11 protein-coding genes are annotated in these 14,721 nt (G+C 58.9%); 7 read left to right on the top strand and 4 right to left on the bottom strand.

All coding sequences use genetic code 11. The features are described 5' to 3' along the window. Nucleotides 1-2 precede the first annotated feature (2 nt). Nucleotides 3-539, bottom strand: a complete 537-nt coding sequence (locus ACQZ6F_RS07000; protein WP_077468766.1) for a DUF1003 domain-containing protein — start codon at nt 537-539, stop codon at nt 3-5. Nucleotides 540-839: 300 nt separating this feature from the next. Between ACQZ6F_RS07000 and ACQZ6F_RS06995 the strand changes: the two genes are divergently transcribed. Next, on the top strand, nt 840-1,535 hold the full coding sequence (locus tag ACQZ6F_RS06995; RefSeq protein WP_077468765.1) for an alpha/beta hydrolase: 696 nt from the start codon (nt 840-842) through the stop codon (nt 1,533-1,535). A gap of 93 nt (nt 1,536-1,628) precedes the next feature. On the opposite strand, the gene ACQZ6F_RS06990 is transcribed toward ACQZ6F_RS06995, so the two are convergent. Further along, nucleotides 1,629-3,500 carry an LTA synthase family protein gene (locus ACQZ6F_RS06990; protein WP_449092410.1) on the bottom strand — a complete coding sequence of 624 codons (1,872 nt, stop codon included), beginning with the start codon at nt 3,498-3,500 and terminating at the stop codon, nt 1,629-1,631. 244 nt (nt 3,501-3,744) lie between these two features. Here ACQZ6F_RS06990 and ACQZ6F_RS06985 point away from each other — a divergent pair, with 244 nt between their 5' ends. From ACQZ6F_RS06985 to ACQZ6F_RS06975, 3 genes are all read left to right on the top strand, one after another. Next, complete coding sequence (locus tag ACQZ6F_RS06985; protein WP_449092319.1) at nt 3,745-5,424, top strand: NAD+ synthase; 1,680 nt, start codon at nt 3,745-3,747, stop codon at nt 5,422-5,424. 30 nt (nt 5,425-5,454) lie between these two features. Continuing rightward, nucleotides 5,455-6,282 (top strand): TolB family protein, encoded by an 828-nt coding sequence (locus tag ACQZ6F_RS06980; protein ID WP_449092320.1) that lies wholly within the window; start codon nt 5,455-5,457, stop codon nt 6,280-6,282. Between the two features lie 165 nt (nt 6,283-6,447). After that, nucleotides 6,448-8,193, top strand: coding sequence for an ankyrin repeat domain-containing protein (locus ACQZ6F_RS06975; protein ID WP_449092321.1), 1,746 nt, complete (start codon nt 6,448-6,450; stop codon nt 8,191-8,193). On the opposite strand, the gene ACQZ6F_RS06970 is transcribed toward ACQZ6F_RS06975, so the two are convergent. Both ACQZ6F_RS06970 and ACQZ6F_RS06965 read right to left on the bottom strand, forming a co-directional pair. Beyond that, nucleotides 8,183-8,935 carry a hypothetical protein gene (locus ACQZ6F_RS06970; protein WP_077468761.1) on the bottom strand — a complete coding sequence of 251 codons (753 nt, stop codon included), beginning with the start codon at nt 8,933-8,935 and terminating at the stop codon, nt 8,183-8,185. The two genes, ACQZ6F_RS06975 and ACQZ6F_RS06970, sit on opposite strands and share 11 nt — an antisense overlap. Nucleotides 8,936-9,084: 149 nt before the next feature. Further along, entirely contained in the window at nt 9,085-11,397 is a 2,313-nt protein-coding gene (locus tag ACQZ6F_RS06965; RefSeq protein WP_174071480.1) for an NADP-dependent malic enzyme, read from the bottom strand. Between the two features lie 226 nt (nt 11,398-11,623). Here ACQZ6F_RS06965 and ACQZ6F_RS06960 point away from each other — a divergent pair, with 226 nt between their 5' ends. From ACQZ6F_RS06960 to ACQZ6F_RS06950, 3 genes are all read left to right on the top strand, one after another. Beyond that, complete coding sequence (locus tag ACQZ6F_RS06960) at nt 11,624-12,379, top strand: glycerophosphodiester phosphodiesterase (RefSeq protein ID WP_449092322.1); 756 nt, start codon at nt 11,624-11,626, stop codon at nt 12,377-12,379. A 112-nt stretch (nt 12,380-12,491) separates the two neighbouring features. Next, nucleotides 12,492-13,298 (top strand): UDP-2,3-diacylglucosamine diphosphatase, encoded by an 807-nt coding sequence (locus ACQZ6F_RS06955; protein WP_068387377.1) that lies wholly within the window; start codon nt 12,492-12,494, stop codon nt 13,296-13,298. Nucleotides 13,299-13,465: 167 nt separating this feature from the next. After that, nucleotides 13,466-14,683: an MFS transporter gene (locus ACQZ6F_RS06950; RefSeq protein WP_449092323.1), complete on the top strand. Its 1,218-nt coding sequence runs from the start codon at nt 13,466-13,468 to the stop codon at nt 14,681-14,683. Nucleotides 14,684-14,721 lie beyond the last annotated feature (38 nt).

Below are 14,721 nucleotides of genomic sequence, written 5' to 3'. Positions count from 1 at the left end.
CACTAGGCTCCGTTTCTCTCCGCAACCAGCCTGCTCAGCTTGGCGATTTCCTCTTTGACCGCGGAAAGCTCTGCCAGCACCTGCATGTCGATCTTCTGGTGCAGCGACAGGACTTCGAGCTCGGCCTTGAGATTGACCTCATAGTCCTTGGCGGCTTCGAAGCGATCGCGTTCGGTCTGGCGGTTCTGCGACATCATGATGATCGGAGCCTGAATGGCGGCGACCATGGAGAGGACGAGGTTGAGGAAGATGAAGGGGTAGGGATCAAAGGCTCGGGTGAGGAGAATGACGGTATTGACGACGCACCAGAAGACCAGGAACAGCAAGAAGCCGACGATGAACGACCAGGAGCCACCGACGCGGGCGATGCTGTCGGCGAGGCGTTCGCCGTAGGATGCATTGGCAGAAAAGGCCGCGTTGATATCGGTCGAAACAATCTTGCGCTCATGCGCTTTCTTCAGCACGCGCTTTTCGGTCTCGCCGAGTTGGTCTGTCGTCTTGTCGAAATGCATATGGACGAAATTAGGCAGATTATACATCGGGACACTCCGGGGCTTGGTCGCTTTTCAATGCCAAGTATTCGACTGCCCAACCAAAAAGCAACGCGAAAAAGCCGGCATTGTGATGGTGTGAGCCAAGGCTTGCCTATGGTACCGGCGAGCCAGATAGAACCTACGGTTTATACGTCACAGCGCCGTCAACTACCGTCCCTAGGATGCCTGTGCTAAGGTCATTCGACAGGCAAGTTTAGCGAGTGCCTGCGGGAGCGTTCTTCGAAGCGCCTGCTTTCAGACCTTTGGTCCAACCACATCATCTAAAATAATTGGGAGATACGGATTATGCCGAATAAACCAACGATTATCTTAGTGCATGGTTTTTGGGGTGGCGCAGCTCACTGGAGCAAGGTCATCGTCGGGTTGGTGGCGAAGGGCTATCAATCCCTCCATGCGGTCGAAAATCCACTGACGTCGCTTGCCGACGATGCCGAGCGAACCCGCAAGATGATCGCGCAGCAAGATGGACCGGTATTGCTGGTCGGCCACTCCTATGGTGGCGCCGTGATCACCGAAGCCGGCGACCAGCCGAATGTGGTCGGGCTTGTCTACATTGCAGCCTTTGCTCCCGATGCTGGCGAGAGCCCCGGCGGCATAACCGCGAACCGTCCACCGGTGGCCGCGGCAAACCTTGCTCCCGACAGCGATGGTTATCTCTGGGTGAAACAGGATAAATTCCACGAGAGTTTTTGCCAGGATCTGACCGCGGATGAGGCGCTGGTGATGGCGGTGACGCAGAAGGCGCCGCTTGCCAGCACCTTTGGAAACAATATCACCGCGCCGGCATGGAAGAAGAAGCCATCCTGGTACCAGATCTCCAGCCAGGACAGGATGATTTCTCCCGAAAACGAGCGGTGGATGGCCGAGCGGCTGGGCGCCAGGAAGATTATCACGCTGGACGCCGGCCATGCGTCGCTTGCTTCCAAGCCGGTCGAAGTCGTGGCACTCATTGACGAGGCTGCTGTCGCGACCGCCGGCTAATGGTTTGAAGGACGTGTCTGGAGTTGCCGGCGCCGCCTGCGCTCCAGACATGCGTCATGTTGCATTGAGCCGCTGAAATTTAAGCTCGATCCGCTAGCTGCCCTGCGTAATCAATGAACTATGCGACGGGAAGAAGCGCTCCAGCCCATATTCGCGTCCGAACATCACGTCATGTTGCAGATAGCGGTAGTCCCGTATCATCGGATCGATAGACCCCTCATTGCGTGACCAGTCGGGGAATGTCTGGTCGTCGCGGGTTGCGAGCTGATAGCGATCGACGATGTCGTATTTCTTCTGCACGCGGCCGAGAAAGCCGGTATAGAACGGATGCTCGTATCCAGCTGTTTTCAGTACCTGATAGGGCAGCTGTGACGGGCTGATGGTGCCGATATCCTTGCGCACGCCCTTCTTGCTCGACCAGATGACCAGCGGTGTTTCATGCTCCTGCTTCATGATGTCGAGCGGAGCCTTGCGGGTCGCGACCTGCTGCGGCATGTAGCCGGTGTTCGGATAGATGCTGCCGAGCGGCGGCAGATGATCGCCCCAGAGGACAATGATGGTTTCGCGGTCGCGCTTTTCAGCCCAATCCATCAGCATTTTCAAACTGTCGTCGGCTTCGCGAACACCCTGTGCATAGGTGCCAAGCGTTTCCCGGTCGTCGTCATTCAGATTGCCGGCAATATTTACCGTGTTCCGGGCGTAGCGATTGGCTTCATAGGGGCCATGTCCCTGAAGGGTGACGGCGAAAAAGAAGAACGGCTTTTCGGCCCCATCGCCTTCGCGCATGATCTCCTTCAACAGGGAGTCATCGGAAGCGAACATGCCGCGCTTTTCCATTGCCGGCAGCGTTTCCTGGGTGTGGAATTCCTCGAAGCCGAAAGCTCTATAGACTTCGTTACGGTTCCAGAACCAGCCGCTGAACGGATGGAGCGCGCGGGCCGCGTAGCCTTCTGCTCGGAAGAAGGTCGCGAGCGAGGGCATGGGGCGGCGCACATATTGCTGATAGGGAATGCTGCCATAGGGCAGGAAGGCGTTGGAAAAGCCGGTCAGCGCCTCAAATTCCACATTGGCGGTCATGCCGCCGAATTCAGGCGAAAAGACATTGCCTGATTGCCGGGCACGGATCGTCGGCATCGGGTCGGGCGTGAAGCCGACATTGGAAAGTCGCGTCGGATCCCACAGGGATTCGCTCATTAGCATGATGACATCAGGCTTCTGGCGCGGGCCGGAAAGATAGCCATAGTTTCGTGCCGGTATCGCATCGATCGCGTCCGGCCCGTAACCCGCCGGAGATTTGACGTCGGCCATCGGCAGGTTCAGCGAGAAGGCGATGACGAAGCCGTTATAGGTGTAGTTTTCCTTCTGATCCCAGACGATCGGGATGATACGCAGCTTTTCGCGGATGAAGGAATATTGCGTCGGATCCATCTGCGAAACGAAGACCGCAGCTAGTGGCAGACAGATCGACAGCCTGGTCATGCGTGCCCTTTGCGACAGCGCGGCTGCGTGTCGCCAGGCGAAACGCCACAGAAAAGCAAGAGCGACCAATGCCGCGATGATACCGACGACGAGTGCCACCGAGGTCCACGGACGATCACGCACCATGACCGGCAGTAATTCCATGATCTGCCGCGCAAACAGGAAATCCGAAGGATAAAGCGGATCGGACAGATAGTTCTGTTTTTGGCTCGAGATGAAGGCGGGAACCAGTAGAAGGGGCGCGACGATCAGGACGGATAGATGGGCCCGGCCGAAGATCGCGTCCGCTACCAGCATGATCAACATGACTATGCCAATGGTGGTGAAGCCGGGGCGGGAAGGAGAAAACACATATGGCAGCACGGTCGCGAATTCGCCGCGTGCGATCCATTCGACGCCGAGGACCAGCAGTAGCGCCAGCAGCATGGTCAGACCAAGGCTCAGAAGCTGGCGCAGGACATTTGATTGTTGTCTTGCCGCGCCGATTTTCTGAAAAGAAGCGAGCTTGCCCGCCAAGGCGGAACCAATGACCAGATCGACCAAGGGTTTCTCCGAATGCTAAAATATTCATATAATTGTCATGCTTCTGTCATGAATGCCGGATGAACCGCAAGGCAGGCTTGATACTTTTCCGGGTAAAAATACCGCCTATGCGCGTAGTGCGATCTTTGATGCCCAGAGGCGAACGAAGGCGGTTGCGGAAGCAAGAGGCCATCGCTAAATGTATGGCATGACAGAGCAAAGCCCGATCACTCACACCATCCGCATCGCCGTCGCGCAGCTCAATCCGACGGTCGGCGACATCTCCGGCAATCTTGCCAAGGCACGCGAGGCGCGGGCCGAGGCGGCGCGCGAGGGTGCGCAGCTCCTGATGCTAACGGAACTGTTCATTTCCGGCTATCCGCCGGAGGATTTGGTCCTGAAGCCAGCCTTCATCCGTGCGTGCTGGAAAGCGGTCGAAAGCCTGGCCGCCGATACCGCCGACGGCGGGCCCGGTGTCATCGTCGGTGTCCCACGGCAGGATGATACCGGCCGTTACAATTCCGTGGCCGTGCTCGATGGTGGCAAGGTCATTTTCGTCAGAGACAAGGTCGACTTGCCGAACTATGGCGAATTCGACGAAAAGCGGGTTTTCGATGAAGGCACCATCTCAGGTCCGGTCAATTTCCGTGGCGTCCGCATCGGCATACCGATTTGCGAGGAGATCTGGAATGATCTCGGCATCTGTGAAACGCTGGCCGAAAGCGGTGCGGAAATCCTGCTGGTCCCCAATGGTTCGCCCTACTATCGTGGCAAGGTCGACGTCCGTCACCAGGTCGCGCTGCGTCAGGTAATCGAGTCAGGCTTGCCGCTCATTTTTGCTGCGCAGGTTGGCGGTCAGGACGAACTGGTTTTCGACGGTGCAAGCTTCGGCTTCAATGCGGACAAGACCCTGGCCTTCCAGATGAGCCAGTTCGAGACCGCGCTAGCGGTGACAACCTGGAAGAAGAACGGCGACGTCTGGCACTGCGCCGAAGGGCCGATGGCGCATATTCCGGAAGGCGAGGAGGCTGATTATCGTGCCTGCCTGCTGGGCTTCCGTGACTATGTCAACAAGAACGGCTTCAAGTCCGTCGTGCTCGGCCTGTCCGGCGGCATCGACTCGGCGATCTGTGCGGCGATTGCGGTCGATGCGCTCGGAGAGGAGCGTGTGCGCACCGTTATGCTGCCCTATCGCTATACCTCCGAGGACTCGCTGAAGGATGCGGCCGATTGCGCCAAGGCGCTCGGCTGCCGTTACGATATCGTGCCGATCGAGGAGCCCGTCGGCGGCTTTACCTCCGCCTTGTCCGATCTGTTCGAAGGCACCGAGAGTGGCATCACCGAAGAAAACCTGCAGAGCCGCGCCCGCGGGACCATTCTGATGGCGATCTCCAACAAGTTCGGCTCGATGGTGGTGACGACCGGCAACAAGTCGGAAATGTCGGTTGGATATGCCACGCTCTATGGCGACATGAATGGCGGCTTCAACCCGATCAAGGACCTCTACAAGATGCAGGTCTATGCGTTGTCACGCTGGCGCAACCTGCATGTGCCGCCGGGCGCGCTTGGCCCCTCGGGCGAGGTGATCCCTTACAATATCATCGACAAGGCGCCGTCGGCCGAACTCAGGCCGAACCAGACGGACCAGGATTCGCTTCCGCCCTATCCGGCGCTCGACGATATCCTGGAATGCCTGGTGGAAAAGGAAATGTCGGTCGAGGAGATCGTCGCACGCGGGCACGACGTCACGACGGTGCATCGTATCGAGCATCTGCTCTATCTCGCCGAATACAAGCGCCGCCAGTCGGCGCCGGGCGTGAAGATCACCAAGAAGAATTTCGGCCGTGACCGCCGCTATCCGATCACCAATCGGTTCCGCGATCGCTGATCGCGACACCCGGCGACAAGGGAACGAAGAATGCGCAGCTCGGTCGAGATCTACAATATTCGCACGGGAGCGAACCGGATTGTCTCGCAGACGGACCAGCTGATCGAGGCGCCGAACTATTCGCCTGACGGACGCTATTTGCTGTTGAACGGCGATGGGCTGCTTTACCGATTGCCGCTGGATGGTAACGGTGTGTTCGCTTGCGTCGATACCGGTTTTGCCCGAATGTGCAACAACGATCACGGGATTTCTCCGGATGGATCGTTGATCGCGATTTCCGACAAGACCGAGCACGGCAAATCCTGCATCTATGTCCTGCCGGCCGAAGGCGGCACGCCACGCCAGGTGACGAGCAACCTGCCATCCTATTGGCATGGTTGGTCGCCCGATGGGCAGCGTTTTTCCTATTGCGGCATTCGCAACGATGTCTTCGATATCTACACGATCGCGATCGATGGCGGCGAAGAGACACGGCTGACGCACGGCGAGGGCCGCAATGACGGGCCTGATTTTTCTTTCGACGGGCAGTGGATCTATTTCAATTCCAGCCGCACCGGCCTGATGCAGATCTGGCGTATCCATCCCGACGGCACCGGGCTGCAGCAGTTGACGGACGATAATTACGGCAACTGGTTCGCCCATCCATCTCCCAAGAATGACAAGGTCGTTTTGATCTCCTACGATCCCGATGTCTTCGACCATCCGCGCGATCTCAACGTTCGGATGCGGTTGATGGATATGGATGGCGGCAATCTCACGACGCTGTTCGAGCTCTTTGGCGGGCAGGGCAGCATCAATGTGCCGAATTGGTCACCGGATGGTGATGAGTTCGCCTACGTCCGTTACGAGCCCGTTTGACCCCACTGGACAGATCGCAACCGCCGCGATAGATGTGGCTCGTTCTCAGGGCGCATCCGATCCGCGGGAAGGGCAAGGCCCACCTGATACGTAGAATGTGAGACTGCCACACCTCTTTTCAGTCTGTGGGCGCGGATACCGGACGTAAATGGAAGGAGGTCTATCGTGACCACGCGCTCTTTGGCGAGCACCGCCACACTCGATTCCCTGAAAAAGCAGGCCAAGGCTTTCCTCAAGGCCGTTCAATCCGGAGACGCTTCGGCGCGAAGCCGCGTCGAGCCGTATTTCCCTGATAGTGCCGGCGTCGGGCTTCAGGACATACAGCTTGTGCTGGCCCGTGAGTTCGGCTTTTCCAGCTGGACGAAGCTCAAGGCCCATCTGGAGACCGGCGACCGCAAGCAGGTTCCGCAAGATCAGCTCGCCAACCGCTTCCTCTCGCTCGCAACGGTTTCCTATTTCGGCAGTATTGCTGCTGATCCGGCTCGGTTCGATGAGGCCTTGCAGCTGCTGGAGGCAAATCCGGAGATTGCCGGCGAGAATATCCATATTGCTGCCGTGCTCGGTGATGTCACCGGTGTGAGCCGCTGGCTCGATCGTCAACCGCAGCTTCTCGACCGCAAGGGCGGCCCTTACGACTGGTCGCCGCTGATGTATGCGGCCTATGCCCGCTTGCCAGGCCGCTCCAGCCTGCCGGCCGCCGAAGAGCTCATCAGGCGCGGCGCCGACGTGAATGCCTTCTTTCTCGATGGTGGCCAGTATCGTTTCACGGTCCTGACCGGCGTCTTCGGGGAGGGAGAAGCGGGAAAGGATCGCCAGCCACCGCATCCGGAATGCGAGGCCTTTGCACGGTTGTTGCTTGAGGCCGGCGCCGAAGCCAATGACAGCCAGGCGCTCTACAACCGGATGTTCGAGCCGGACAATACTTGCCTGAGCCTGCTGCTGGAATACGGTCTTTCGGCTGACGCCAAGAACAATTGGCTGGTGCGTGAAGACGGAAAATTCGTCGCAAATTCGCAGACCGTGTTCGACTATCAATTGGCCTGGGCGCTAGAGCACCGTATGGCCCCGCGCGTTCGGTTGCTGGTGGAGCATGGGGCTGATGTCAGCAGACCGGTTAACGGCAGAACGCCCTATGAATGGGCGCGGCTTGGTGGCGACAGCGAACTGGCCGCCTATCTTGTGCAGAAGGGCGCAATTGCGGTTCGCCTGAAGCCCGAGGATTGGGCTTACGTCCAGGTGAAGACCGGCGACATTGACGCGGAGCAAATCAGGAGAGTTTTCCAGCAGACGCCAGGTGGGAGTGATCTCGATATAGCGGCGGCGATGCAGAGGGCTCATCCAGCTATGCTGCACGACGCTGCCGGCGATAATGATCTGGAAGCCGTCAGCCGAATGCTGGAGCTCGGTCTCGACGTCAATGCGATGACCAGCCGTACTCCGCTGCATGAGGCTGCGCTTCATGGCCATATCGAAATGGCGAAATTGCTGATCGAGCATGGAGCAGAGACCACCATTCGCGATCCGCATTTCTATGCGCCGGCGATTGGCTGGGCCGAATATAATGGAAAATCAGAGACAGTCGAATTTCTGAAAGCCTATCCGCTCGATATTTTCGCGGCTGCGGCTTTTGGCCAATTGGAACAGCTGGGAGATCTTCTCGGCAGACATCCGGAACAGCTGGATATTCGCTTTGGCGATTTCCGCCCGAGTGGGCAGCCCAGTGTCGATCGTGACTGGATGACGCCTCTCGGCTTTGCGATTGCCAATCGGCGTACGGATGCGGTGCGCCTCTTGCTAGAGCATGGGGCGGACCGCTCGATCAGGGACGCGACCGGAAGATCCTATCGGGACCTTGCGCAGGATATGGGAGACGAACTTATCATCGCCGCGCTAAGGCTGCCTATTGCATAGGCTGTGGTCCGGCCTCTTTCGGATGTTTGAGGTCGATATCGCCGTGGTCGGTCGCAAGGAATTGCGGCCCTACCTGGCGCACCTTGTTGGCTGAGGGATCGTAGGGCCGATCCGGCGGGAATTTTTGCGGCTCGGCCTGCGTCACCACCGGTGCCTTCGGTGCAGGCGACTGCTTCTGCTGCAGGCTGGAATCTTTCTGCAGCCTCGGTGTCTCGATGACCGTGATCGAGCTATCGGGTTGCGCCAGGGACTGCTGTTCCGGCGCATAGGCGTCGAGCTTCGTCCGGGTGTCGATAACGACATCCGGCGTTGCCGAAGCCGGGAGGCTGCAGCCATTCCTCTGCATCGTATCCAGCAGTTGCCGGCGTTGAAGGCCGGCTGCATCGATGCGGCCAACACTGTCTTCGCGCTGGTTCATCAGCAGGCCGAGATCGTGCCGCATCCCGTCAAGCGAGCTTCTCATATCGTCACAAATGCCCGAATTATCCTCGCCGAAAATGACGATGCCGCTGTCTTCGACGCAGCCCTGATTACGCAGGTCGCTCATCACGCGGCGAATCATCATATTCTGCTGAACGATTGCGCGTGAAAGCTGGCGCGTTTCCTGGCTGGCGCCGATCACCTCGGTGGTGTCGGCATAACGGCCGCGCAATTCATCGCATAGATTGGCCTGGGCGTAGCTGGGCGTGGCCGTCAGCAGGGACAGCAGGGCGATTGAAATTAGGTTTGTGCCGCGATTCACGTATCTGTTCTCGAAAGCGGGTTGATTTCGTTGGAAGCTACACTTTGGAGCTTAACAACGTATCCATCAAGACGCATCGATTTCGAGTGAATTTTAGCTATTTTTGATTTGCGGCCGCCACGCGCGAGCGGCCGCAAAGAAGGGTTTCGTCAGGCCAGCTGCGATGCTTCGACGACGGCCAGGGCCGCCATGTTGACGACGCCGCGCGATGTGACCGAAGGCGAGAGAATGTGCGCCGGAAGCGCCGTGCCGAGCAGGATCGGCCCGACATGCAAGCCATCGGTCATGGTCTTGACGACGCCGAGTGTGATGTTGGCGGCATCGAGATTGGGGAAGACGAGCAGGTTGGCTTCGCCCGAGAGCGTGCTATCAGGCATGACGTGGCGGCGCAGGCTCTCCGAAATCGCGCTGTCGCCATGCATTTCGCCATCGACTTCGAGTTCGGGTGCTGCTTCGCGAACGAGTGCCAAGGCACTGCGCATCTTCGTAGCGCTTTCCGATTCCCGCGAGCCGAAGTTGGAATGTGAAACGAGCGCGGCGCGCGGCGTGATGCCGAAACGCTTGATTTCCTCTGCCGCCAGCACCGCCGACTCAGCGATTTCCTCAGCACTCGGATTAAACGTCACATAAGTGTCGGTGTAGAAGGTTGCGCCGCGCTGCGAGATGAGCAGGCTCAATGCCGAAAAATCCCGGACATCCGGCCGCTTGCCGATGATCTGGCGGACGATGCGCAGGTGGCGCTCATAGCGGCCTTCCAGACCGCAGATCATCGCATCGGCCTCACCGCGCTTGAGGGCAAGCGCGCCAATGACGGTGGTGTTGGTACGAACGATGGTCCGGGCTGCCTCGGGGATAACGCCGCTGCGGCCCACGAGCGAAAAGTAAAGCTCGACATATTCACGGAAGCGCGGATCGTCTTCCGGATTGATAACGGCGAAATCGGTGTGCGGACGGATCTTGAGGCCGTAGCGCTTCAGGCGGGTCTCGATGACGGAGGGGCGGCCGATCAGGATCGGGGCTGCCGTGCCTTCTTCAAGCAGCACCTGCGCGGCACGCAGCACGCGCTCGTCTTCACCTTCGGAGAAGACCACCCGCTTGCGCTCGGAAATCTTCGCGGCGGCGAAGATCGGCTTCATGACGAAGCCGGAGCGGAAGACGAAGCGGTTGAGCTCGTCCATATAGGCATCGAAATCGGTGATCGGGCGCAGTGCCACGCCGCTTTCGGCGGCGGCCTTGGCCACGGCCGGCGCGATGCGCAGGATCAGGCGGGGATCGAAGGGCGAGGGGATCAGATAGTTCGGCCCGAAGACCGGGGTTTCGCCTGTGTAGGCGCGGGCGGCTACATCCGAAGGTTCTTCGCGGGCAAGCGAGGCGATGGCGCGCACAGCGGCCATCTTCATTTCCTCATTGATCGTCTTGGCGCCGCAATCGAGCGCGCCGCGGAAGATATAGGGGAAGCAGAGAACGTTGTTCACCTGGTTCGGGAAATCCGAACGGCCCGTGCAGATCATGGCGTCGGGGCGGGCAGCGCGGGCGAGGTCGGGCATGATTTCCGGCGTCGGGTTGGCGAGCGCCATGATCAGCGGCTTTTCCGCCATCTGTTCCAGAAGCTCGGGCTTCAACACGCCTGCGGCCGAGAGGCCGAGGAAGACGTCGGCGCCTGGGATAGACTCGGCAAGCTCGCGCTTGTCGCTATCCTGAGCATAGACGGACTTCCATTCGTCCATCAGCACGTTCCGGTCCTTGTAGACCAGGCCCTCGATATCGTGGACCCAGATATTTTCGCGCTTGGCGCCAAGTATGACGAGCAGGTTGAGGCAGGCAAGTGCTGCGGCGCCGGCGCCGGACGCCACGATCTTGACGTCTTCGATCTTCTTGCCGGCCAGCTCCAATCCGTTGAGGATGGCGGCGGCGACGATGATGGCGGTGCCGTGCTGATCGTCGTGGAAAACGGGGATTTCCATCTTCTCGCGCAGGCGACGCTCGACGTCGAAGCATTCCGGCGCCTTGATATCCTCGAGATTGATGCCGCCGAAGGTCGGCTCCAGAGCCGAGATCGTGTTGACCATCTCGTCAACTGTGGGAGCCTCGACTTCGATGTCGAACACATCGATGCCGGCGAATTTCTTGAAGAGAACCGCCTTGCCTTCCATCACGGGCTTGGAGGCGAGCGGGCCGATATTGCCGAGGCCGAGCACTGCCGAACCATTGGAAATAACGGCAACGAGATTGGCTCGGGACGTGTAATAGGCTGCCGTTTCCGGATTGTCGCGGATGGCTAGGCAAGGTGCGGCAACGCCTGGAGAATAGGCAAGCGCGAGATCGCGCTGGTTGCCGAGCGGCTTGGTAGCCTGGATTTCAAGCTTGCCGGGGCGGGGATAGCGATGGAAATAGAGCGCCTGTTCGTCGAAATCGCCACTCGCCATGTTCTTGGCTGCCTTCGAAGTATCGTGCGTATCCATCTCGCGGTCTCCATTCCTGCCTGCGCTTGAGTCCCTCCATACAACAATCGTTTGGCGTTCACAGTATGCAATTGACGTCACAAAGCGTTTTTGCAGCGGCAAAGTCCTGATCGCCGGTTCCGACCGGTGTCGCAGCGTCGCCTTGTCGCAAGCCGGGCCGGTGGGCAGCAGCGTCATAAGGGGTTCACCGCACGGGATTATGAGATCCGCAGGCAGAGGATCTCCAATGACTTTGATTGTTTCTCATCGCGGCGGCGCGCATTTGTGGCCTGAAAACACCAGGTTTGCCTTTTCGAAAACAGCCAAGCTCGACGTCGATCTCGTCGAATTCGATGTTCATCAGACGCGCGACGGCAAGCTCGTCGTCCATCATGACGCTTTGATCGACAGGATGACGGACGGGAAGGGTGCGATAGCCGATCTCACCTACGAGGAATTGGCGCGCCACATTGTGATCGGGAGCGGCGGCGAGACCATACCCACCCTTACGGAAACGATCGACATTTTCGGTCCGTCCGCGATCGATCTTCGGCTGGAGATCAAGACCGGACTGGACGGCAAACCCTATGAAGGAATGGAAGGCCGCATCCTGGACGAGTTGATGGCGACGGGGATGCTGGCGCGGACGATGGTGACAAGCTTCGCGCTGCCGCGTCTTCAGGCATTCGTTGCTGCACTCGATGAGCGGGGCCTGAACGCCGGCGAATTGCTCGGCTTCACCTTTCTCTGCTCGCCGCAGACGGTAACCCAGCTTGGCTGGCATGGGATCGTTGCTGCTCTGCGTGCCTCAGGCGTGCGCGAGATCGCCGTTCGCGCCGACGCGCTGGATGCGGGGGTCGTGAACTTCTTTCGGGCGAACGACGTGACGGTGCATGGCTGGGCTGCGCATACGAGTGAGGCGGCGCGCATGATGTTTCGCCTTGGTGTCGCCAGTTTTACAACCGATCGACCGGATCTCGCCATCGTGGCCAAACGCGGCTGATCTGCCTCGATAAGCCGCCAGACACAGGGTTTGTCATCTTCCTGAAACACGAGTCTGGTTTTGGAATAGGTAAGGTAGGATAGGGCACGGACATAAGTTCGTGAATGAAAACATGGACACCCGGCGATTCCGAACACTGTTCATTTCTGACGTGCACCTTGGCTCGAAAGCCGCGAAGGTGGACTTTCTGCTCGACTTTTTACGCCACCACGAAGCCGATACGATCTTCCTTGTTGGAGACATCGTCGACGGCTGGCGCCTCAAGCGAAACTGGTACTGGCCGCAGGATTGCAATGATGTGGTCCAGAAGCTTCTGCGCAAGGCACGCAAGGGCACGCGCATCGTCTATATCCCCGGCAATCACGACGAATTCCTCCGTGATTTCCCCGGCATGCACTTCGGTGGCATCGAAGTGGCGCAACGCGCCATGCACGAGACTGCCGACGGCAAGAAGTATCTCGTGCTGCATGGCGACGAATTCGACGTTGTCGTCCGCAATGCCCGCCTGCTCGCCTATCTCGGCGACTGGGCCTACGATATGGCGATCCTGATCAATATCGGCCTCGCCGCGGTGCGCCGCCGTCTGAATATGCCTTACTGGTCGTTCTCGGCCTGGGCGAAGCTGCAGGTCAAGCATGCCGTCAACTTCATCGGCGAATTCCAGCGTGTCGTTGCCGAAGAAGCCAAGCGCAATGATGCTGACGGGGTGATCTGCGGCCACATCCATCATGCCGTCATCGAGGATCTCGACGGCATCCGTTACATCAATACCGGTGACTGGGTGGAGAGCTGCACGGCGATCGCCGAGCATGAGGACGGCACGTTCGAGCTCATCACCTGGCAGACAATTCTTGAGACGCAGGCCGCAGGCGCCTCGGTCGAAGAATTGCCCCAGCCGCTGGGAGCCCAGGCGGCCTGATTTAGAGGCCGCCTCACGAGCTTAATAATAGCCTGTCATAATTATTGATCAGCGGGAAAGCCCGGAAGCTTCGGATTTTTTCCGAAACGTTACGATTTGGCCATTTCTCGCCATAGTCGTACTCACGATAGAGTGATAGGGACAAATCAGTTCCCTTCAGGTCTGTCATGATTCCCGCCATAAAGTCCTCGCAGGGCGAGGGTGCGCCCCCGTATTTCCGTTTGCGCACTGCCTTGTCCTATTGTGCACCGTTGTTCGTCAACGGGATCGCCTTGCCGTTTTTCCCCGTCTGGCTGGCGGGGCTGAATTTCAGCGACCACGAGATCGGTCTCGTGATTGCCGTGCCCATGGTCGTGCGTGTTCTTGTAACGCCTATTATCGCCAGCCTCGCCGATCACATGAAGGAACGCGCCGATGTGCTGTTCTGGTCCGGCGGCCTGTCGCTGCTGACGGCGATCGCGCTTTACTGGACCAGCGATTTCTGGCCTGTTCTGCTCGTCTACGGCATCCAGGGCGCGACCTATGCACCCTATGTGCCGGTGGTCGAGTCCATTGCCATGTCGGGCGTGCGTCGCTGGGGCTTCGATTACGGCTCGATGCGCGTGTGGGGATCAATCACCTTCATCCTCTCGACCCTTCTTGGCGGACAGATGATCGGCATGTGGGGAGGCACGATGGTGCTCCCCGTCATGGTCGCCGGCTTCGTTCTTACCATGCTGATGGGTGTGTTTTCCCCACGTATCGGACCGACGCGCCGACATAACCAGCCGATCAACCTGCAGCCCCCGACCGGAAACCTGCGCTCTCCCAAGCTGCTCGTCACCATGATCGGCGTTTCTGTGCAGCAGTCCAGCCACGCGATGCTTTATACTTTCGCGTCGATTTACTGGCGCAAGCTTGGTTTCTCCGGAGCGGAAATCGCTGTTCTCTGGAGCATCGGCGTTGCGGCCGAAGTGATGGTCTTTTTCCTGTCGAAGAAGCTGAGCCGGCGTTTCAGCGCGTGGACGTTGATCTTTTTCGGCTCGAGCATGTGTGTCCTTCGCTGGATCCTTTTCCCGATGAATCTGGGTTTCCTCGGTTACTTCCTGCTGCAATGCTTCCATTCCTGCACCTATGCCTGCGTCCATACCGGCATCCAGCGGCGCATCGTCGCCTCGGTCCACGAAACGCAGGAGGCTTCGGCCCAGGGCGCCTATTATTTCTATAACGGGATGTTCCTTGGCCTGATGACGCTGGCATCCGGCTATCTCTATGCGTGGCTTGATATTGACAGCTATTACGTCATGGCCGGGGTGGCTGCTTTCGGCCTTGGCATGGTCATCTTTGCACGCGGTCTCCAGCCAGGAGGTTCGGCGGTGGGTGGAGGTGCGCGCGGCGTATCGTAACGCGGACGCGAACAAATTCATTTGGATATCAAAAAGCC

This window comes from Rhizobium sp. A22-96, from assembly GCF_053521805.1.
Note: the sequence above shows the minus strand (reverse complement) of the source record. Positions and strands in the feature narration are given on the sequence as shown.